The organism is Spirosoma koreense (assembly GCF_054777875.1).
The window spans coordinates 127,395-148,900 of record NZ_BAAHAC010000005.1; the positions used below are offsets into that span (position 1 = coordinate 127,395).

General features: G+C 53.2%; 13 protein-coding genes. 4 read left to right on the plus strand and 9 right to left on the minus strand.

Going from position 1 to position 21,506, the window contains the following annotated elements; translation table 11 throughout:
* Nucleotides 1–230 precede the first annotated feature (230 nt).
* From ACYVC2_RS06395 to ACYVC2_RS06405, 3 genes are all read right to left on the minus strand, one after another.
* On the minus strand, nt 231–1,373 hold the full coding sequence (locus ACYVC2_RS06395) for an FAD-dependent oxidoreductase (protein WP_461101472.1): 1,143 nt from the start codon (nt 1,371–1,373) through the stop codon (nt 231–233).
* 61 nt (nt 1,374–1,434) lie between these two features.
* Nucleotides 1,435–2,037, minus strand: coding sequence for a TetR/AcrR family transcriptional regulator (locus ACYVC2_RS06400; RefSeq protein ID WP_461101473.1), 603 nt, complete (start codon nt 2,035–2,037; stop codon nt 1,435–1,437).
* 370 nt (nt 2,038–2,407) lie between these two features.
* Complete coding sequence (locus ACYVC2_RS06405) at nt 2,408–2,809, minus strand: winged helix-turn-helix transcriptional regulator (protein WP_461101474.1); 402 nt, start codon at nt 2,807–2,809, stop codon at nt 2,408–2,410.
* A 152-nt stretch (nt 2,810–2,961) separates the two neighbouring features.
* Here ACYVC2_RS06405 and ACYVC2_RS06410 point away from each other — a divergent pair, with 152 nt between their 5' ends.
* Complete coding sequence (locus tag ACYVC2_RS06410) at nt 2,962–3,318, plus strand: DoxX family protein (RefSeq protein ID WP_461101475.1); 357 nt, start codon at nt 2,962–2,964, stop codon at nt 3,316–3,318.
* 75 nt (nt 3,319–3,393) lie between these two features.
* Here the strand turns inward: ACYVC2_RS06410 and ACYVC2_RS06415 are convergent, their stop codons facing one another.
* The 6 genes from ACYVC2_RS06415 to ACYVC2_RS06440 all read right to left on the minus strand — a co-directional run bounded on the left by ACYVC2_RS06415 (nt 3,394) and on the right by ACYVC2_RS06440 (nt 17,335).
* Nucleotides 3,394–6,006, minus strand: a complete 2,613-nt coding sequence (locus ACYVC2_RS06415; protein ID WP_461101477.1) for a permease prefix domain 2-containing transporter — start codon at nt 6,004–6,006, stop codon at nt 3,394–3,396.
* Nucleotides 6,007–6,100: 94 nt separating this feature from the next.
* Entirely contained in the window at nt 6,101–8,734 is a 2,634-nt protein-coding gene (locus tag ACYVC2_RS06420; protein WP_461101478.1) for an ABC transporter permease, read from the minus strand.
* Between the two features lie 84 nt (nt 8,735–8,818).
* Nucleotides 8,819–11,437, minus strand: coding sequence for an ABC transporter permease (locus ACYVC2_RS06425; RefSeq protein ID WP_461101479.1), 2,619 nt, complete (start codon nt 11,435–11,437; stop codon nt 8,819–8,821).
* A gap of 86 nt (nt 11,438–11,523) precedes the next feature.
* The gene (locus ACYVC2_RS06430) at nt 11,524–14,154 is read right to left on the minus strand and encodes an ABC transporter permease (protein ID WP_461101480.1); all 2,631 of its coding nucleotides are present in this window, start codon (nt 14,152–14,154) and stop codon (nt 11,524–11,526) included.
* An 89-nt stretch (nt 14,155–14,243) separates the two neighbouring features.
* Entirely contained in the window at nt 14,244–16,901 is a 2,658-nt protein-coding gene (locus ACYVC2_RS06435) for an ABC transporter permease (protein WP_461101481.1), read from the minus strand.
* Nucleotides 16,902–16,996: 95 nt separating this feature from the next.
* The gene (locus tag ACYVC2_RS06440) at nt 16,997–17,335 is read right to left on the minus strand and encodes a PadR family transcriptional regulator (RefSeq protein ID WP_461101482.1); all 339 of its coding nucleotides are present in this window, start codon (nt 17,333–17,335) and stop codon (nt 16,997–16,999) included.
* 318 nt (nt 17,336–17,653) lie between these two features.
* On the opposite strand from ACYVC2_RS06440, the gene ACYVC2_RS06445 reads away from it, so the two are divergent.
* From ACYVC2_RS06445 to ACYVC2_RS06455, 3 genes are all read left to right on the plus strand, one after another.
* Nucleotides 17,654–19,333 carry a C1 family peptidase gene (locus ACYVC2_RS06445; protein ID WP_461101483.1) on the plus strand — a complete coding sequence of 560 codons (1,680 nt, stop codon included), beginning with the start codon at nt 17,654–17,656 and terminating at the stop codon, nt 19,331–19,333.
* Nucleotides 19,284–20,252, plus strand: coding sequence for a pentapeptide repeat-containing protein (locus ACYVC2_RS06450; RefSeq protein WP_461101484.1), 969 nt, complete (start codon nt 19,284–19,286; stop codon nt 20,250–20,252). Before ACYVC2_RS06445 ends, ACYVC2_RS06450 begins: the two co-directional genes overlap by 50 nt.
* Before the next feature lie 108 nt (nt 20,253–20,360).
* Nucleotides 20,361–21,215: a sugar phosphate isomerase/epimerase family protein gene (locus tag ACYVC2_RS06455; RefSeq protein ID WP_461101485.1), complete on the plus strand. Its 855-nt coding sequence runs from the start codon at nt 20,361–20,363 to the stop codon at nt 21,213–21,215.
* The last annotated feature ends 291 nt before the right edge of the window (nt 21,216–21,506 follow it).

A 21,506-nucleotide genomic window follows, 5' to 3' on the forward strand; every position in this document is an offset into this window, starting at 1 on the left:
GCCCAGTCATGAACAGGGCTGACCGGGTATCAACAGCCGAAGCCAGTGCATCGGGATGTAGCCGACACAATGAACGTGATTTATTACTTTCTGACTGGCAGCAGGTACCGACCAACCGGCCATATTCGCAAAAGAGGAACAGATAAACTCAAAAACCCTGTGTTTGACGACAATGACAAACACCGGGTGCTCATTTCACACTCACCGGTTGTTTGTTAGTCAGTGGGCGATTAACCAATAAGCTCACTCAGGTAAGCAATCGCGTCGGGAGCATGGAGAGCGGCTGTCGATTCCAGCGTTAGCCGGGCCGTTTCGGCGGCTCGGTTGCGCATCTGGGTTTCGTAGGCCGCAATGGCCGACCGTGAATCCGGAAAGTCATCATGGATAAGGCATTCACTTAGTTCCAGGGCGTCCAGCATGGCCATGTTTACTCCTTCGCCAGCGTAAGGGGGCATCAGGTGCGCGGCATCGCCCAGCAGGGTCAGGTTGGGTAAAGCGTCCCAGGTCTGATCCAGCGGCATGCAGTACTGCGGACGGGGCATGAACGGCGGGCTGGCTTTTTCGAACAACTCCTGCCAAACAGGATCCCACCCCGAGTAGGTCTCCCTGAACCAGGTAAGCACCTGATCTTTGTTCGAAAAGTCGATACCGCTCGTCTGAGCCCAGTTTTCATCGGTTTTGCAGCCGGTATAAAACACCAGGCTTCCATCGCCTTTGGCACTAACGATGAGGGTTTTTTCGTCGCCCATGGCAAATATTTTTCCACCTTTCAGCAACTGGTCCACGTGCGGGCTGTTGGTGGCCGAATCGTAGACCGTGCCTTCGACGACTGTAATACCCGCGTAAAACGGCTGGATGGGTGTGATATACGGGCGAATCTTCGAGCTGGCTCCATCGGCCGCAACGACCAGATCGGCCAGCGCTGAAGTGCCGTTTTTGAACCTCAGTTTCCAGGAACCATTTTCTGCGGAAAGACTGCTGAACTGGCTGTCCCACACAACGGTGCCGGGTTGTAGAGAATCCAGGAGTAGGTTGCGCAGGGGGCCGCGGTCGATCTCCGGGCGAAACAGGTCGTCTTTTTCGCCCGCATGTTCATCCAGGATGATCGTAGCGTATTTGTCGATAATGCGTACCCGGTCGGCACCGGGGCGGTAGCTGGCCTGAAAGGCGTCTGTCAGCCCGGCTTTTCGGAGCGCTTCCAGCCCTGAGTCGTCGTGCAGATCCAGGGTCGCCCCCTGTACTCTGACATCCCGGTTAAGGTCTCGTTCATACACCGTTACGTCGGCTCCTGCCAGTTGCAAAAGTCGGGCAAGGGTCAATCCGCCGGGGCCTCCACCCACGATGGCTATTTTCCTGTTGCTGATTGCTCTCATTGGATTTTATGAGTTGGATCGATGTTCATCGTATTTGCGCGTGATTCGTCATGGTCAAACTTTAGGTTTCCAGAAGCATTCCCCTGATAACTGCCTCGCAGCATTCCCAAACTACGTGTTGAGTGATGATCTGGTGGGGTCGTTCGGCGTGTTCGAAGTATTCATTTACCAAATCGAGCAGGGGTGCGAAAAGCAGTGCCCGGTGTACCTCCAGCGGGAATTTTCTGATGGTACCAGCCGTGGCATGCCGGTGAAAAAAGCGGTGAATCGGCGCGAAGAACTGGCCTTCCTGAATGTTTCGCTCCTGAAACGCTTTGTTCAATAAGGGCGACGATTTGCCGTACTGCATCAGCACGAAAGACTGCCGGTTGCTGATCAAATACCGGTACGTATTCAGCCAGATTTTTCTGACCCCTTCCGCAAAGCTCATATCCGGGCTGAAATTTTCGAGCACAGCCTGCTCATACGCTCCCAGCACCTCATCGATGAAAAGCTTTACCAGCAGATCATCCTTATCGGCGTATTTGATATAAATCGTACGGGGCGATACATTGGCCTCTTTTGCCAGCTTTTGCATGCTCAGGTTTTCCAACCCTTCCTCCGCAATGATTCGGAGAGCGATGGTACGGATGGCTTCCTCTTTTTCCAGATTCTTAGGTCTCATAGAACCGCTGTTTTTATGCCCGCTCGAACGATTGGCTTACCCGTTTGGGCGAGTATACTGTAGCCTGATACAAAGTAAGTAAATGTTTATTTACTAAACAAGCATCTGTTGTGCTTCGCAGAAATATGGCGCAGCGAACTGGCTGGAGCGTACGGATTATGGCGCGTTCACAAATCGGGTGTTTCCGGGCTTCACTGAAACGTAAAAGGGAGCCTGCTGGCGTACTGCATCTTCGGAATGATGCGCTTGAGTTCATCGACCAGTAACTCCTGGATTTCGTGAGCAGCGTCTGTGTATTATCGAACTGCCGTCATTCGTATCAGGCCGCTTTCAGGGGTGACAGGAAAAGCCTTGTGCTGATGGGCGTGGGTCAGACGCGGTCTTTGTCTTTACCAAGAATTCGTGTTCGATGGTGCATACCCCATTCACTCAGCGCCTGGATGATGCTGTCGAGAGAATGGCTGTATTCGGTCAACGTATACTCGACCGTAACGGGCGTGGTTGCGTAGACGCGCCGTACGGCGAATTCGTTCATTTCCAGCTCTTTCAGCTCTTTGCTCAGCACTTTAGCCGTGATGCCCGTCACCAGCCGTTGCAACTCCCGGAAGCGTTTGGGACCATCGCTCAGGGCAATGATAATAGGTAATTTCCATTTGCCATTCAGCACGTAAAGGGCATCCTGAACAGCTCGCAGCTTGCTGATACAGGCACTGGCCGAGTGATCTACTGGCGTACCCATAGCCGGCGCACCTTCATCCATAACCGTGTTCATAAATTAAAGGTATGCGCTAAGGATCATTTAGCCGCGTGGTATCCTAAAGGATAGCGGTATCCTTTGGGATACTGCTTCCTGATGGATAGTCGGTTTCGGTAGGTTTGTGGCATCAATCCGTAGCCGACAAGGCTACCTTAAACCGTACGACGATGAATCCAAAAATCACCCGTATTCTAACGATCGGAATAACCGTGCTAGCCGCCGGAATGGTTATCCTGAGTGGCATCATGAAGCTGATAAAGTCACCACGGATTGTTGAAACACTCACCAAAGTAGGGGTGGGTGACCACCTGACGGAACTGGGACTGATGGAAATTGGCTTTGCTGCGCTTTTTCTCTACCCTAAAACCATGAAGCTTGGTTTTATTCTACTGTCCTGCTACTTCGCCGGGGCGCTCGCTACCGAACTCTCGCACGGAACCCCGTTCAATGCGCTAATGCCGATGGCACTCGTCTGGATAGCCGCTTTCCTACGCGACCGAACCATTTTTTGGCAAAGGGCGTAGGGGTAAAGGGCGGGGATTGCACGGATGGCTCGGTACACCCCATCCAAACCCTGCCAACCCTGCAGCCCCTGCCCTTTATTCGCTTCGCAGGCTTTTCACGGGATTGGTGAGGGCGGCCCGGATGCTTTGAAAACTGACTGTTACTATCGCCAGGCCGAGGGTCAATCCGCCGGCCAGGGCAAACATCCACCAGGCCAGCTCTATTTTATAGGCAAAGTCCTGAAGCCAGCTCCGCATGGCCCACCAGGCCAGCGGGGAGGCAATCAGGATTGCGATCAGGATCAGCTTCAGGAAGTCTTTCGAAAGCAGGACCACAATACCGGTTACCGACGCTCCCAGGACCTTCCGTACGCCAATTTCTTTCGTTCGTACCTCGACCGAAAAAGTGGTCAGGCCGAGCAACCCCAGGCAGGCTACCAGCAGCGTAAGCGCCGTAAAACCATTGAATAAGCGCAGGAGCCGTTCTTCGCTGGTATACAGCTGGTTATACGCTTCGTCCAGAAAGTAATAATCGAATGGAGCGGCTGGCTGTGCGTGGTTATACAGGTTTTTGAGCTGATCCAGGGCTTCCGGAACGTCGGTTTGGGCAGGGAGCCGGACCAGCAGGTAGCCGCCATCGGCCATAATGGCCCGGCTGGTATCGCTCACCACTGTCAGCATCATCGGCGAAACGGGTTCATGCAGACTCCGTACGTGAAAATCGGCGACGACCCCGCCGGTATGCTGGTCTTTGAACGGAGCCGGTTGCTGGAGCGGATTTTTCTCGATACCCGCTTCGCGCAGAACAGTCTGATTGTATACGGTCAGCTCGTTGGTAACAGGACCCGCTTCCCAGCCCTGAGGCTGATGAACCCACCTAACCTTCATCATATCGAAAAAGGCTTTGTCGACGGTTAGGGCGTTGACCATGAGTTGTTTTTTATTGCGGACCGATTCCAGAAAATAGGTCATGATGCTATTGGAGAACAGCCGGGTGTTCGTTGTCGCTACGTTGCCGGGGCCTGCCCACTGCCGTATGGCGTTGCGCAACCCCTGAAATTGCGGTAACATGTCGCCATCGATGTACAGGGCTACGACCTGCGCCCGGTTGATACCCAGCTCTTTGGTGCGTAGAAACCGCATCTGCGAATACAGCACCAGGCTACAGATGAGCAGACCAATACTAGCCGCAAACTGAACGGTGGTAAATACCCGCCGAACACCCACGGCCTTGTGCCGCCAGCCGGTAGTGCCTTTCAGTACGATCGCTGGCCGGAAGTTCGACAGCAACAGGGCCGGGTAAATGCCCGATAAGAACGAGCAACCCAGCCATAAGGCTCCCATTAGGCCCCAGTAGGGTGCCTGCATCAGCACACGGTTGTCCATGTGTAGGTCAAGGGCATGATTGGCCCAGGGGAAAAGTGCCTGAAGCAGTCCCAGCGACAAACCGAACGATAGAGTCGTGGTCAGAAACGATTCCATAAAAAACTGCCCGATCAATTCGCTGCGCTGCCCACCGATGGCCTTCCGGATACCTACTTCGCGGGCACGCTTGGTGGCGCGGGCGGTGGTCAGGCTCACATAATTGATGATGGCCAGGACCAGAATCACCAGCGCGATGCTCATAAAAATGTACAGTGATTGCTGAATACCGTTCGGTTGGCTCTGGCTACCCAGGTGTAGGGAGGGCAGCGGTTCGAGTAGGTAATCGCTGGAAGAAGCAGTAAACTGGATACCATCTTTTAGCTGCTTCAGCTTTTGTTCGGTGGCCTTGACGACCGCGTCTGGCCGCAGCACTAAGTAGGTTTGCAGAAAACCTGCTGATTTATACACGTTCTGATGTTTAGGTCCCAGCGAAGGCATCGAACTCAGCGAGACCAGCGCCCTGAACTGAACAACCGAATTCGTAGGCAAATCTTCCAGAACCCCCGATACCGTAAGTGGGTAATGCTTATCGAACAGCAGGGTTTTTCCAATCGGATTCTGTTCCCCAAAATACCGCTCGGCCAACTGGCGGGTCAACACGATGCGTCTGGGATCCCGAAGCGCCGTTTGAGCATCTCCCTGGCGCAACCGCAACCCCATCACGGATAGCATGGGTGCATCGGCAAAGCCAATGTTCGCTTCTTTAAAACGGTGGTTCATATCGGACTGCAGCACTACATCGCCCATACCGTCCGACCAGCGAACCACTTCGTCTACTTCGGGGATCTGGCGCTTTGCCTGGCGACCGTAGGCTTCGTGCAGCCCATGTATGGTCACGTCGTTGCCGCCGTATTTGAGAACCGACAGAATGCGGTAGGTTCGATCGGCAAACGGTTCGAAGCGATCGTAGTGAAACTCGTGCCAGACATAAAGGGCGATAAATGTACTGACCGCTAGCCCAACCGTCAGCCCAACGATGTTCAGAACGCTGAACAACTGATTCTTCCACAATTGGCGCGTCGCCATGATAAAATAATTTCGTAGCATATCCGGGCTTAGTAAAGGGTTTGAGGAAAAGGTTTTTGGCGTACGTTTCATGGCAAAGGGTTTCAGGAAGCCCAGCGCATCCCACCAGTATCGCCAGCGGGCCCGACGCAGACCAATGCGTTCGACCTGCCAGGCAAATTCTTCATGCAGATCGCCCAGCACTTCCTCCAGCCGCTCAGGGGCGCAGAAGACGCGAAGCAGTCGGTCGGCGAGTTGGGGTGGGATCGGGTTGGGCATAGGGCATGGGGCTAAGGGCAGAGGTTTGGGGTATGGGGGAGGGGTGGAACACTTAGCGGGCGTTTACCCTCTGCCCTTACCCCTGCGCCCTTCGCTATTCAGAACGCAGGCTCTTCACAGGGTTCATGAGCGCGGCCCGGATGCTCTGGAAACTGACCGTCAGCAGCGCGATCATCAGCGATAGCAGGCCCGCTAGGGCAAACACCCACCACTGAACGTCGATCCGGTAGGCAAAATCGGCTAGCCAACGGTTCATCGTATACCAGGCGATGGGAACGGCCAGTGCAATGGCGATGATGACCAACCTGATAAAATCTTTGGCCAACAGCTGGATAATACCCGATACGCTGGCTCCCAACACTTTTCGAACGCCAATCTCGCGCGTACGGACCTGCGCCGTGTAGGTCGCCAGCCCGAACAGGCCCAGGCAGGAAATCAGAATCGCGATGGCCGCAAACACGTTGAACAGCAGGCCCGTCTGCTGCTCCGACTTGTAGAGGTTATTGAAAGCATCATCCAGGAACGTATACTCGAACGGATAGTCGGTGGTATACTGTTTGTAGGCCCTTTCCGCAGCCGCAACGGCCTTTGTGGCGTCCTGCCCCGTTGTTTTGACGTATAGCGCCAACATCTGATTCGGATCGTAGTAGAAAACCGCCGGTTCGATCTTCTGCCGCATCGACTCAAAGTGAAAATCTTTGACCACACCGATGATCGTGCCTTTGTGTTTCCAGAGTCGGAACGGTTTCCCGATCGGATTCGTGAGCCGGGCCCGTTTGACGGCCGTTTCGTTTAGAATAAAATGGGTCGAGTCGGCGACGGCACCCGTAAAGTTGGCCCCTTGCACAAGTCGCATTTTAAAAAACGGCATGAAATCCTTGTCGGTCGCGACGGGACGTACAAACATGGTTTCGCCTTTCTCTTTGCCGTCCCACTCGTTGTCGCCGGTTTGCGCACCAACCTGCACGATGTTGGCGCTGGCACGCGTAACAGCCGCTACACCGGGCTGAATTAGGAGATTCGCTTTGACGGCATCGTAATGGTGTGCCATATCAGTCCGCATAAAGAAACCGAACACGTGAGCTTTATCGTAGCCCAGTTCTTTGGAGCGGATGTAATCCAGTTGGTTGCCGATAATGAGCGTGCTGGCGATCAGAATGACCGAAACCGCGAACTGGGTTACGACCAGCACCTTCCGGAACGCAGCCTCACTAAATCGCGCCGACACTTTCCCTTTCAGCGCCTTCAGGGGCTCGAACGACGACAATAGCATAGCCGGGTAGATACTCGACGCAACCAGCGTACCCAGAATGGTCAGGCCCATAACCTGCCAGAGATGGTAGTCCGTGAAATCGATGACCAGCTCCTTGCGCGACAACTGATTGTAGGTCGGCAGCAGGATATACATCAGCCCAATGGCCAGGATAGCCGCGATTGAAAACAGTAAGGCCGTCTCGATGACGAACTGAAGAAATAACTGGCTTTTGGCCGCGCCGACGATCTTGCGCATGCTTACTTCTTTCGAGCGCAGCAGCGAACGCGCCGTAGACAGGTTGACGTAATTGATGCAGGCAATGACCAGAATCAGCAGGGCGATAATCGAAAACATGCGAACCGTTTCGATGCCTCCTTCCGAACCGTCGGCTCTATACAGATGCATGTCCGCCAGTGGCTGGAGCAGGTAGCCGACGTCCGTGTCTTCGGGTTTGTTGCGCAGATGGATGTTTCGGAGCTTAGTCGCCAGGGCGCTGGTCGATGCACCGGGTTGCAGGAGCAAATACGTGTCGTAACTGAAATTGGAAAAGTCATTATCTTTATTTTTTCCGTCGGGCTGGTTCCGGTACATGGTCTCGAACATCAGCGCTATGGGCAGGATCATATCGCCCTGTATACTCGAATTCTTAGGAAAGTCGCGGATGACACCACTGACCTTTAGGGAGGTGTTATCATCACTGACCAGTATTTTCCCGATCGGGTTGTCATCGCCAAAATACCGCTTCGCCGTACTTTCCGTCAGCACGATCGAGTGGCTGTCCGGAAACGGTTTGGCGGGGTTCCCCTGAATCAGCGGGAAAGTAAATACCGAAAACAAACTCGGGTCGGCAAACTGCGTCCGCACTTCGTTGAGGGTTTTGTTCCTGTATTTAAACAGGTTGAACATACCGTTGTATGACAGCCGAACGGCGTCTTTGATCTCGGGCAGTTCACTTTTTCCCTTCTCGGCAATGGGCGCTACGGTCGACTGCCAGATTTGTCGACTAGTGCCGGTTCCCGCCCAGTTTTCGAGCCGGTAGATCTGGCTGGTCTGCTGATGAAAGCGGTCGAAGCTGAGTTCATCCTGCACCCACAGAAGAATCAGGATGCCGACGGCCAAACCGGCGGTCAGCCCGGTCATGTTGATCAGCGAATAAAAGCGGTTCTTGACCAGATTGCGCCAGGCGGTTCTGACATAATTGCGAAACATAGCAGGACTGAATAAGGATGATGAGTACTCGTCGAAGCGTCGGTAGTGCGACGTGCCGACCGTTTGTTTTCGTTTAATGGCAAATGGCTTGATAAAGCCAATGACATCCCGCCAGTATCGCCAGCGGGCGCGCCGTTCGCCTACCCGGTCGAGCTGCCAGTTGAACTCTTCGTGCAGATCGCCCAGCACCTCTTCCAACCGCTCAGCCGAGCAGAAGACGCGAAGCAGTCGGTCAGCGAAGGGAGGTGGAGTAGGGTTGTTCATAGGGCAGAGGGGGAAGGGCCTGGGGCAAAGGGGTTGGAGCATCTGGAGGGCGGTTACCCCACCCCCTTTGCCCCATGCCCTCTGCTATTCAGATCGCAAACTTTTTACCGGGTTCGTCAGGGCAGCTTTAATGCTCTGGAAAGAAACCGTCAGCAGCGTAATGGCTAAGGCGCCAAGGCCCGAGGCTACGAATATCCACCAGGATAACTCCGTTCGGTATTCGTATTTCGCCAGCCACTTACTCAGCATATACCACGTAATCGGAGCCGAAAGCACGCACGAAATGATCACCAGCAGGATAAAATCTCTGGACAACAAGCTCCACAGATTGAAAACCGATGCGCCCAGCACTTTGCGTACGCCGATTTCTTTCGTCCGCTGTTCGGCTACGAATGAGGCCAGTCCGAAGATGCCCAGACAACTGATCAGGATGGCCAACCCCGCGAAGAAGCTTGCCAATCGACCAATCCGTTCTTCGGCTGCGAATTTTTTAGCATACTCCTCATCGGCAAACTTGTACTCGAAGGGCGAAGCCGGATTCGCCTTTTTGAATACCGTTTCTAGTTTACCAAGAGCCGCATGAGCACTCATCGCCGGATTTAATTTGATGTGAATGACATTCAGGCTGCGTTCCTGAGTGTTCATCATAAAAACGGTGGGCATAACAGGTTCGAAAGGCGATGTCATGACCATGTCGTTCACAACCCCGATCAGCTTCCAGTCTTTACCATGCCAGCGGATGGTTTCCCCTATCGGATTTTTGAGCCCTGTCAGCTTTACCGCAGCTTCGTTGAACATAAACGTTAGCGAATCGCTCGCAAACTGCCGCGAAAACGCCCGGCCTTCTTTTACACGCCATCCCACCACATTCCCAAATTCGGGGGTAACCGAAATCGTACCAAAGGCTGCCGGGCGGTTCGGGTCTTTACCGCGCCATTCCAGGTTATTGGCTGATGACCAGATGTTAGTAATTGAACTGGACGATTCGGCCATGTCGGCCACCGCACCGGTAGTCAGCAGTTCGTTGCGAAGGCCATCATAATGCCCCTGAATTTCGGGCGTATTCATGGTGATGTTGATCAGCCCATCGCGACTATAGCCCACGGGTCTGCTTCGGGCAAACTCGATTTGGCGGAACACAACGATAGTACCGATAATAAGTGTGACCGACACCGTAAACTGAACGATTACCAGCACCCGACGGGGTATCGATGCAAACCGACCCAACCGCGCCCGAAGCGTCGAACCGTGTCCCTTCAGAACCGTCACCGCCTGAAAGGAAGACAAATAAAAAGCCGGATAACTGCCGGCCACGAGACCAGTAAAAATACTGAAACTAATGCAGGTGATCCAGAACAGCGGAGTTGACCAGGGAATGACCAGATGCTTATCGGCCAGGTCGTTGAACGAAGGCATACTAAACTGTACCAGCAGCAAGGTCAGCATAAACGCGATTGAAACCACCAGAAAGGACTCACTCAGAAACTGAGTGATCAACTGACTCCGTACTGAGCCCACCGCCTTCCGGATACCCACTTCTTTGGCGCGTTTTTCGGAGCGGGCCGTGGAGAGATTCATGAAGTTAATGCAGGCCAGCAGCAGCACAAACAGACCGATGCAGCCGAACAGCCAGACAAACTGAATCCGCCCACCCGCATTAGTGCCGTTCTTCCATTCCGAATACAAGTGCCACTCGGCCATTGGGTACAGAAATAGAGTCGATTGGGTTTTATCCTGGATGTGCTGATGGAAAACGTCCTTGATTTTTCGGGAAACGTCGGCGAAACGGCTGGCTGGATTGAGTTGGGTGAAAATGGCGAATGAGCTGCTTCGCCAATTATCCATTTTTTCGCCCGAGTCGAAAAGCACCGCGATCGGAGCGAAAAAGGCTACATCTGCAAACGTGGTGTTGTGGGGTAAATCGGCATAAACCCCCGTTACCCGTAGGGTATATTTATTGCCAATCTTAATGATCTTGCGCAGGGCCGTTTCCTCGCCAAAGAGAGCGCTGGCTGTCGATTGGGAAAGCAAAACCGAACCCGGATCTTTTAGCCCATCCCGGCTTCCGCTGATCATCCGGAGCGTCAGCATGTCGGGGAGGTCGGCTTCCGTAAAGCTTCCGAACCGGGTAAACTTTTTGTCCTGATAAGCAATGATCTGGTCGAATTCAGTCGTGGCGGCAACGGCTTTGAAGTCGCTGGCGTATTTGGTACGTAAATCCTGACTGAGCGGTATAGGCAGCGCCCTGTACGTTTGGATACCCTGCTCCAGCGTTTGGTTTTCCATGACCTGCGCCAGTCGGTCGTAGTGCTGATGGTATTTGTCGAACGACAGCTCATCATGCATCCAGAGTCCAATGAGTATGGCGACGGCCATACCCATCGATAAGCCGACGATATTAATGGCCGAATACCCTTTGTCCCGCAGGAGGTTTCGCCAGGCGATTTTAAGATAATTCCAAAGCATAATCGAGTTGGTTGGCTTACAATAAGTTTTTCTGTTTCGCTTCCTGCCGAGCAGTAAGGGTTTCAAAAATCCGATCGTGTCCCGCCAGTATCGCCAGCGGGCCCGACGCAGACCAATGCGTTCGACCTGCCAGGCAAATTCTTCATGCAGATCGCCCAGCACCTCCTCCAGCCGCTCAGCCGAGCAGAAGACGCGAAGCAGTCGGTCAGCGAAGGGAGGAGGAGTAGGGTTGTTCATAGGGCAGGGGAAAGGGCATGGGGCATCGGGTTGGGTTGGAGGACCTGGAGGGCGGTTACCCCACCCCCTTTGCCCCATGCCCCAGGCTATTCAGATCGCAAACTTTTGACTGGATTCGCCAGCGCGGCTTTTGCCGACTGAAAGGAAACCGTCAGCAACGCAATGCCGATCGCCAGCAGGCCCGCCAGCACGAACATCCACCACTCGATATCGATTTTGTACGCGAAATCCTGCAACCATTGGTGCATGGCCCACCACGCCAGGGGAGAAGCCAGCAGGATGGCGATAGCCACCGGCTTCAGGAAATCTTTGGAGAGCAGACCGATAATGCTTCCCACTGAGGCTCCCAGCACTTTTCGTACGCCAATCTCTTTCGTTCGCTGTTCGGCCGTGAAAGCCGCTAACCCGAACAGACCCAGGCAGGAAATAAAAATGGCCAGGAAGGCAAAGTAGTTGGCAAGCTTACTGATCACCTGCTCGCTCTGATACTGGCGGGCGTATTCCTGATCCGTGAAACTGTACGTAAACGGAAAGGTGGGGTTTAGTCGTTTGCAGATGGCTTCGATTTGTGCCAGGATTTGCTTCGTTTTGCCCGCTTCGATCCGAACAATGGCATTGACATTACCTGCCAGGCGTTGAGTTCGGAGATAGCCAATGAGTGGACGAATGGCCGTGTGGAGTGACTGAAAATGAAAATCTTTCAGTACGCCGACGATCGTGCCTTGCTGTTTCCCCCAGGTAAGAGGTTTTCCAATCGGTTGCTTATAACCCATAATTTTCAGGGCGGCTTCGTTGATCAGAAAACGGTTCGTGTCGGCCGGAAACGCCTTCGAGAAGTCGCGGCCTTCCTGTAGTTGAAGATGCATGGTTTCGACAAAATCGTAGCCTACTCCTACGGGCGTAAACCGGACCTTGTCATTTGGATCACTGCCTGTCCATCGAATGTCTTCGGTTCCAGACCCATTGGAAGCCGGATCGCCAGTCATGTACGAGACGTGACTAACACCCGGCAATTGACCAAGCTCCGTTTTCAGGACATCGTAGTTTTTTGCCAGATCGCCTTCTATCGGAAAATAAATGAGGTTAGCGCGGTCGTAGCCGAGATTTTTGGTTTGGATGTAATCTACCTGCCGGTAAATGATAATCGTGCCGACGATCAGGATAATGGACAGCGCGAACTGAAACACCACTAGACCCTGCCGAAGCCAGGTAGATTTCGTGTCGAATTTCAGCGTGCCCTTGAGAACCCGGATCGGGTTGAGCGAGGAGAGAAAAAAGGCGGGATAGCTACCGGCCAGTAAACCCGTTACCAGTGTCAGAACCACTAAACCGCCCCAGAATGGAAGCGCGTCGAATGGTAAGGCGATTTGTTTGCTGGTTAGCGTATTGAACGCCGGTAGCAATAAACTCACCACCAAAACGGCCAGAATAATTGAAAAAAACGTGAGCAACATGGCCTCGCCCAGAAACTGGCCGACCAGCAGGGAGCGTAGTGCCCCGACAACCTTCCGAACGCCCACTTCTTTGGCCCGTTTAGCCGATCGGGCCGTGGCCAGGTTCATGAAATTAACGCAGGCAATCAGCAGAATAAACACGGCGACGATGCTGAACAGACGCACATATTCGATGCGGCCGCCGTCTATATGGGCATTTTTGAAATTGCTGTTGAGGTAGTACTCATGAAAGGGTTGCATCGCCAGTTCGGTATGAAAAGGCTTGCCTTCATCCCGGTTGAATTTGTCGAGCATGTGCTTCATTTTCGCTTCCACTTTCGCGGGGTCGGCGTCGGGCCGAAGCATGAAAAATGTAAGCGGATCGGTGGTGCCCCAACTCTTGCCCCAGTTGTTTCCATCGGCAACATAGGCATCCCAGTTACGCAGACAGTCGAATTGTAACGTACTGTTTTTCGGTAGGTTTTCGAAAACCGCCGTCACGGTCATATCCGTGCGGTTGTCGTACCGTATGGATTTACCAATAGCCGCTTCAGGACTGCCAAAAAACACGTCGGCCATGCTGTGGGAAATGGCCAGACTGGTCGGCTCTTTTATTGCGGTTTCGGGCGTTCCCTGCAACAGCTTAACACTAAACATTCTGAAGAAGTCAGGGGCGGCTGCATTCGTGATTTGTTTGGCCACTTTTGCACCAACTGAAAAGGTTTGTCTGTTGGGCCATTCGTAAGCCGTTGCGAACTGAATTTCAGGAATCTCCTTTTTCAGCTCAGCCGCCAGCGGACCGGGTGTCCAGATTACCCCCTGCATTTTTCCGCTAAAAAATTCCCGCATATAGATCCGGTAAAGCTGGTCTTTATTAGCATGGAAGGCATCGACACCGCGTTCGTCCCGTATCCAGAGCACAATCAGCAGACTGCAGGCCATGCCCAAAGCTAGACCGAGGGTGTTGATCACGGAAAAGGTCTTGTTCTTCGCCAGGTTCCGGAAGGCGATCTTACCATAATTTCGAAGCATAGTGAAGCTGAGTAAGGCGGTTGTTGAATAGGGTTCCGTTTTTCGTTTTACTGCAAAAGGCCATCCGACCGGAGGTCTGATAAAGCTCAGCACATCCCGCCAGTATCGCCAGCGGGCGCGCCGTTCGCCCACCCGGTCGAGCTGCCAGTTGAACTCTTCGTGCAGATCGCCCAGCACCTCCTCCAGCCGCTCAGCCGAGCAGAAGACCCGAAGCAGTCGGTCAGCGAAGGGAGGTGGAGTAGGGTTGTTCATAGGGCAGAGGGGAAAGGGCATGGGGCAAAGGAGTTGGGTTGGAGCATCTGGAGGGCGGTTACCCCACCCCCTTTGCCCCATGCCCTCTGCTATTCAGATCGCAAGCTTTTGACTGGATTCGCCAGCGCGGCTTTGATGCTCTGGAAACTGACCGTCAGTAACGTTATGGTTAAAGCTCCTGCGCCGGAGGCCGCGAAAATCCACCAGGAAATTTCCGTGCGGTACTTGTAGCCTTGTAGCCAGTCGTTCAGATAAAAATAAGCAATGGGCGACGCGACGAGGCAGGAGATAATAACAAGTACCACAAAATCTTTAGAAAGTAGGCTCCATAAGCTCATGACCGAAGCGCCGAGCACTTTGCGCACACCGATTTCTTTCGTTCGTTGTTCGGCCGTAAATGAGGCCAAGCCAAATAACCCCAGGCAGGAAATGAAAATGGCCAGAATTGCAAAGCCCCCTGCCAGCTTCCCGATACGCTCTTCCGACGCAAACTTCTTACCAAATTCTTCATCCGCGAACTTGTATTCGAACGGGGCTGACGGAACATGTTTTTTAAAGATAGCTTCAACGACCGTCATCGATTGGCTGACGCTCCGATTGGGGTTGAGTTTGAGCGTGATCCAGTTGACGTTCTCATAATTCATGAAGTAAAAGGCCTGTTTCACCGGTTCGTAAGGCGATTCAGCCAGCACGTCCTTAATTACCCCGATAATCCTGAAATATTGAGGCTTGTTGGCATCATTATCATCACCCCACTTGACAACCGTACCGACGGGGTGCTCGATGCCCATAAATTTGGCGGCCGCTTCGTTGATGACGATAGCCGACGAGTCTGTCGTGAATTTCCGGGAAAAATTCCGGCCTTCTTTAAACCGCCAGCCGACCGTTTTGCCGAAGTCGTGCGTCACCCAAATAGTCGAAAAATCGGAGTCGAGTGCCGGGTCTTTGCCCTGCCAGCTAAAACCACCATTGTTAGACCAAACGCCCGTTAATGGACTGGATGATTCGGCCATCTCCTGAATGACGCCCGCGTTCTTCAACTCGTTTTTCAGGACGTCGTATTTGCCGTAGAAAGCGGGCGATATCATCTGAATCATTACGAGCCCATTGTTGTCGTAGCCAAGGGGGCGATTTTTGGTGTGCTGAATTTGTCGATAGACGATAACGGTGCCAATGATCAGGGTAATGGAAACCGTAAACTGAACCACCACCAGCACCCGACGCGGAGCAGCCGCTAACCTACCCATCCTGAATCGTAACGACGAGCCAGTGCCTTTCAGCACCTCAATTGGCTGGAACGATGAGAGGTAAAAAGCCGGATAACTACCCGCCAGCAAGCCGGTAATCAGGATAAAGCCAAGGCCAGCCAGCCAGAAGGGAGCTTCGGTCCAGGGAAAGGCTATCTGCTTGTCCGATACCTCGTTGAACCAGGGCAGGATCAACTTAATGAGGAGCAGAGCGCCAGCGAACGCCAGGATAACTACCAAAAACGATTCGCTGAAAAACTGATTGATCAGCTGACTCCGTACCGAGCCCACCGCCTTCCGAATGCCCACTTCTTTGGCGCGTTTTTCGGAGCGAGCCGTGGAGAGGTTCATAAAGTTGATGCAGGCCAGCAGCAGCACGAACACGCCCACAATGGCAAACAACCGGACGTACTGAATGTAACCACCTGTTTTTACCCCTTCTTCCCAACTCGAATACAGCCGCCAGTCGCGCATCGGATGCAGAAAAATCGTCGATTTATATTTTCTGTCTTCGGGCGGTACGTTGGCCAGCTTGGCGTTTTTGATTCGGGCGCTCACCGTTTCCATGTCTGTATGATCAGCAAGCTGCACAAATAGCTGAAACGAGTTATTTCCCCACTCCTGCTTATCCCGGGCTCGTTTTACCCAGGGCTGCGTGGCTACGAACAACTCCCAGGGAGCGATGTACCGGAGCTCATGAAACTCGGTGTTGAATGGTAAGTCTTCATACACGCCCGTCACCCGAACATCCGCCTTGCCGTCGATGTTGATGAGTTTCCCGAGCGGATCGGCTCCGCCAAAAAGCGACTCCGCCGTTGAGGCCGACAGCAGAATAGAATTGGTTTCTTTCAGGCCATTCCGGCTACCTTTGAGCATGTGCAGCGACAGAATCTCCGGCATGTCGGCACCCATGTAATTACCCGGGCGCGTAATCTTTTTCTCACCATACGAAAGAATGCGGCTATCCTGCCAGGTAGTCGTTGCCAGGTACTTAAAGAGACTACCGTATTTCGCGCGCAGTTCAGCCTCCAGCGGAGCAGGCATGGAATTCTGGGTGCCGACTTGTCCGTTGGAGGTTTGATGCTGCATAACCTGGGCAATGCGGTCGTAATGCGGGTGGTAAGTGTTGTACGATAGCTCGTCGTAAATCCACAGGCCGATCAGCATAGCCACAGCCATACCAACCGCCAGGCCACCGATGTTGATACCGGAGTAGCCTTTATGCTTGGCCAGGTTTCTAAAGGCAATTTTAAGGTAGTTACGTAACATGGTTGTATGACTTGGATTGGCAGATGATTTTGGTTCGCGCCTGATGGCAAAGGGTTTCAAAAATCCGATTGTGTCCCGCCAGTATCGCCAGCGGGCCCGACGCAGACCAATGTGTTCGAGCTGCCAGTTGAACTCTTCGTGCAGATCGCCCAGCACCTCCTCCAGCCGCTCGGGTGCACAGAAGACGCGAAGCAGTCGGTCAGCGAAGGGAGGTGGAGTAGGGTTGTTCATAGGGCAGGGGAAAGGGCATGGGGCATCGGGCTGGGGCGGAGCGGAGCACCTGGAGCGCGGTTACTTCATGCCCCTGCCCCTCTGCCCTAGGCTATTCATACGCTTATCGCCGGATTAAGTGGATCGATCAGGCGGCTCCATAACGTCACCCGTACCTCCTGAATCTCTTGTAGGGTTCGCCGACCGTAGGCTGTTACGGTAAAAAGTCGTTTGCGTCGACCTCCGCGTTCCGCCGTCGGTTCACCCATTTCAGACTTCACCATGCCTTTATCCTCCAGTCGCTGCAGGGCCGCATGAATCTGATTCAGGCGTACCGAACGACCCGTCTGCTCGATGATTTCGTGGGTGAGGGCTACTCCATAAGCCTGCCCTTCCATGACCGCAACGGTCAGGAGCACAATCTCTTCGAACTCGCCCAGATAGCTTCGTTTCATGGTGCTTAATTACTTCTAGTTTTGCTGAGCAAATGCTTTGCCAACCTGAAAAAAAGGCGCTGAGCGAATCAGAAGGGCTTTGAGGTAAAGGAGAACGGATTCTGTGCTGTCCGATACCGGACAGGAAACGTACGGTTTGGGACAGGCCAGGACGATTCGATTTAGCCAGGCCCGGGCTGGCCAGTATCCGTTCTGCCCCGAAATCACACACTTCATTGGCTGTTTTCTACAATTGACGAGCATTCTGCTTTCGTCAGGGTCTAAAGGCCGCCAACTTCGTCCCGACAATAACCACACTTTCCTCTTTTCACCCAGTAAATGACTACCAGAAAACTACTATTCACCGCCTGCCTTGCCGCCGTTTTGGTTGGTTGTAAGAAAGAACAAGACAAAATCCCAACCTCCGACCAGGGTAACCCAAGCCAACTGGAATATGGACTTGGTAAGTTTGGCAAGGAAAGTCTTACCGACGTACCTGTCTCCGTAAATTTCGGTTATGCATCGGCGGGAAGCTTACCGGCTTCGGTCGATTTAACACCCTACCTGCCGCCTGTGGCCAGCCAGGGTAACTACGGAACCTGCGTTGCGTGGGCGACGGGATACTATACCAAAACCACGGTAGAAGGAATTGCCAAAGGCTATACGAGTGCACAGCTCAGCAATGCGGCTTATCAGATCAGTCCCCGGGATTTATTTACGGCCATCGCTACCGACAAAAAAGGGCCGAATTGTGAGGGCACTTTCCTTCAGCCAACGCTGGACGTATTGCAGGAGCGCGGTGTGGCTACCTTGAGTGTGGTGCCGTACACCAACCTGGGCGACTGTAGCAAAGCGAGTGCCTCCCCAGGCTGGGATGCCGAAGCGGCAAAACATAAGATTAAAAGCTACCGCCTGATCGACGCCAACATCGTTAGCATCAAGCAGCAACTGGCGAACAAAATGCCCGTGATCATGGCGGCAAAACTGGCCGATAACTTCATGACCTGGAATAGCGATAATGTGCTTTCATCGAATACCACCTATGAGAAAGTTGGCCAGGATGCTTATCATGAACTGACAATTGTAGGCTACGATGACCGTAAGGGCGCCAATGGAGCCTTCAAAATTGTGAATTCCTGGGGTACCACCTGGGGCAGCAAAGGCTTCATCTGGATCGATTATAATTTTCTGCTCAACACGTTTCTACTCAAAGACGAAAACGGCTATAAGGAGCTGGTAGTCATCAGCGAAACCGCCACCAAGCCGCAGGATGATCCACAACCGAATCCATCGACAAAAGGTGTCGATTTAGTAGCCTGGGTCAATGAGGATGTTTCCGACTACCAGAGCACGGGCTCGTCGACAGCGCGGGTCGTCGACCTGAATATTTACAATGACGGCAGCGCCGATGCCCGGCCTCAAACCCCCTGGACGGCCTATTACATTTATTACAATGCCCGCAATGCGAATGACTACGGCGTTTTGTTCCACCATACCTACACGACCAAAAACCTGGCATCGGGAAAATACAGCTGCGATGGCGGCAACTGCAATCTGAACCTGCCTATCCCGGCCGGAAGCAGCCTGTCGGACGTGCTGTTCGGTAATGACGAAGGCGTACAGGTGGCTTACAATATGCCTTCTAACCTGAATGGCTCGTATTATCTGGTGCTGGTGGTCGATGCCGACGGGACGTTCGACGAGGCCTACGAAGACGATAATTTCTTTTACACGACCGACCGACCCATTAAATTCAGAAACGGCTATGCCGCTCGTGAAGGATACGATCAGGTAGCTGGCGCCTTCTCGTTCAAAAACCAGTTTACCGTTAAAAGTCCGGTCAAGGCGCGTCGGTCGTTTACGTCCGTCGTGAAGCCCGGCAACCTGAACGCTTACTCGCCCCAGGAAATTTTCAGCTTCATCCGTCAGGAAAAAAAGAGCGGAGGATTCGCTCAAAAACTTCGCGAACATGATCGTCAGCACACTGCCCAGTCCATTCGTCCGGCTACGACTAAGTAAGCTGCTGACCGCGTTGCTGGTTGGTCTAAGCTGCCTGGCCTGCACGACCAGCGCCAGCTCCGGTAGTAAAACCGTGTCGGCGGCCAGCGTCATCGAAACCATCCGCAAACAGGAACCGGTCCGGCTGGAAAACCTGACGATCGAAGGCGATCTGGATTTTACGTCGTTAGCGGCTTTCCCGGAAACCGAGAGCCGGCAAAAAGTGGTGATCGAGTCGCCGATGTTTTTCAGGAACTGCGTGTTTACGGGTAAAGTGCTGGCGTTCAGTCAGCAGAACGGCCAGACTACGCTCTGCGCTTTTCGGGAGAATGTTTCATTCCTGAATTGTAAGTTCAACAGCGAACTGAGTTTCCAGTCGGCCAGTGTTGCCGGGGTTAGTTGTTTTTCCAAAAGTCAGTTCAACCGGCTGGCTTCTTTCGAAGGGGCACATTTTGGCGCAGAAGCTTATTTCGACAATACCTTTTTTACCCAGGAGAGCCGCTTTCAGAGTACGTATTTTAAGCGCATGGCCAACTTCTGGAAATCGGTCTGGGCCGGAGCTACTTATTTTCAGGGGGCTGTTTTCCAGGGCGATACGCAATTCAACCTGGCTGATTTCAGAGCCAACCTGGATTTCTCCCTGTGTACTGCGCATGGGTTGCTGAATTTCAACTACGCACAGTTTAGGGGGCGGAGTATTTTCGATAATTGCCGTTTCAGGAATGCGGTCGACTTCAACAATACAAGCCTGAAAGACGCCAGTTTCAGCGACGCTTTTTTCGAGGACAAAGCGTCGTTTGTCTCCGTAAATAGTGGGGCTATTTCGTTTGCGAATGCTTTCTTTCTTACCCAGAAACCAACGCTGGCGTTCAGCAACCCCCAGCCTAAGCCGCTTAACCTGACAGGAGCAAGGGTAGCAGCATCGGAGCGAGTTGAGTAGGAGAGAGATTAAACACGTCGGACCGACGTGTTTAATCTAACCTTGGGTAAGTGGGTAAACTGAGGACAGGTTCGTTCTTTTGGTGGGGAACAAATGATTCCTTTTCTCATGAAACATCTGACAAAATACGTACTCGGCGGATTGCTCCTGGCGCTGAGTGCCGGACCGGTATGGGCCCAGAAAAACCCCGAAGACAAAGCCGGCTGGAAGCTGGGGGCGCAGTCGTACTCCTTCCGGCTGTTTCCGTTTGCCGAGGCCCTGCGCAAAATCGACAGTTGCGGACTTAAATATGTCGAAGCCTTTCCGGGCCAGACGATCGGCGGGGGTGTCGACGGAAAAATGGATTTTACCATGGATGCCACTACCCGGCAGGCCGTTAAGAAGCTCATCAAAGATCGGGGGCTTACCGTGGTCGCTTACGGAGTGGTCAATCCGAAAACCGACGACGACTGGAAAGCCCTGTTCGAGTTTGCCAAAGACATGGGCATTCTGAATATCAATTCCGAACCGACTCCCCAACAAATGCCGCTGGTCCGGAAGCTGGCCGATCAATACAAGATCAACGTCGCGCTGCACAACCACCCTAAACCGTCGCGCTACTGGCACCCCGACACCGTATTGGCCGCAATTGGTGGCAGCAAATACGTCGGATCGTGTTCCGACATTGGCCACTGGGTCCGCTCGGGGCTCGATCCGGTCGAGTGCCTCAAAAAACTGAACGGCCACGTGCTGGGGATGCACTTCAAAGACGTAAAGAAAGACTCTCCTGATGGCAAATACCACGACGTCGTCTGGGGAACGGGCGATTGTAAAGTCGAAGCAGTCATTGCCGAACTGAAACGCCAGCACTTCAAAGGCCCTATCTCGGCGGAGTATGAATACCACTGGGAAAATAACGGTCCCGAAATAGCCGAGAGCGCGAAAAACTTCCGCGATCTCTACAACCGGGTGAAGGTGCAGTAGAGGGGAGGGTGTGGGGGAAAGGGCAGAGGGGAAAGGCACGGGGCAGAGGGGGAGGGGCAGAGGGGGAAGGTGAGACTGTTTTTTCCCTCTGCCCTTCCCCCTCTGCCCACTGTCATTTATTTACCAACAGCCGGTGAGCCCGGTTTTTGACGGGCAATGCCGATTGGGCAGACAAGAAAAGTTTCTTTACTGCCTGCTGCGGTCCTCTATGCACGCTGTCCGTATATAAAAATGAAAATATGCTAGAAGTATGAAATAATAGGCTTTATTTGCTTTCGGTGTTTTCAGTGG

Excerpts from the sequence above, each read along its gene's own strand:
- ACYVC2_RS06425 (WP_461101479.1), bottom strand. The coding sequence starts at position 11,437 with ATGAACAACCCTACTCCTCCTCCCTTCGCTGACCGACTGCTTCGCGTC.
- ACYVC2_RS06430 (WP_461101480.1), bottom strand. The coding sequence starts at position 14,154 with ATGAACAACCCTACTCCACCTCCCTTCGCTGACCGACTGCTTCGGGTC.
- ACYVC2_RS06395 (WP_461101472.1), bottom strand. The coding sequence starts at position 1,373 with ATGAGAGCAATCAGCAACAGGAAAATAGCCATCGTGGGTGGAGGCCCC.
- ACYVC2_RS06400 (WP_461101473.1), bottom strand. The coding sequence starts at position 2,037 with ATGAGACCTAAGAATCTGGAAAAAGAGGAAGCCATCCGTACCATCGCT.
- ACYVC2_RS06415 (WP_461101477.1), bottom strand. The coding sequence starts at position 6,006 with ATGCCCAACCCGATCCCACCCCAACTCGCCGACCGACTGCTTCGCGTC.
- ACYVC2_RS06455 (WP_461101485.1), top strand. The coding sequence starts at position 20,361 with ATGAAACATCTGACAAAATACGTACTCGGCGGATTGCTCCTGGCGCTG.
- ACYVC2_RS06440 (WP_461101482.1), bottom strand. The coding sequence starts at position 17,335 with ATGAAACGAAGCTATCTGGGCGAGTTCGAAGAGATTGTGCTCCTGACC.
- ACYVC2_RS06410 (WP_461101475.1), top strand. The coding sequence starts at position 2,962 with ATGAATCCAAAAATCACCCGTATTCTAACGATCGGAATAACCGTGCTA.
- ACYVC2_RS06435 (WP_461101481.1), bottom strand. The coding sequence starts at position 16,901 with ATGAACAACCCTACTCCACCTCCCTTCGCTGACCGACTGCTTCGCGTC.
- ACYVC2_RS06450 (WP_461101484.1), top strand. The coding sequence starts at position 19,284 with ATGATCGTCAGCACACTGCCCAGTCCATTCGTCCGGCTACGACTAAGT.
- ACYVC2_RS06420 (WP_461101478.1), bottom strand. The coding sequence starts at position 8,734 with ATGAACAACCCTACTCCACCTCCCTTCGCTGACCGACTGCTTCGCGTC.
- ACYVC2_RS06445 (WP_461101483.1), top strand. The coding sequence starts at position 17,654 with ATGACTACCAGAAAACTACTATTCACCGCCTGCCTTGCCGCCGTTTTG.
- ACYVC2_RS06405 (WP_461101474.1), bottom strand. The coding sequence starts at position 2,809 with ATGAACACGGTTATGGATGAAGGTGCGCCGGCTATGGGTACGCCAGTA.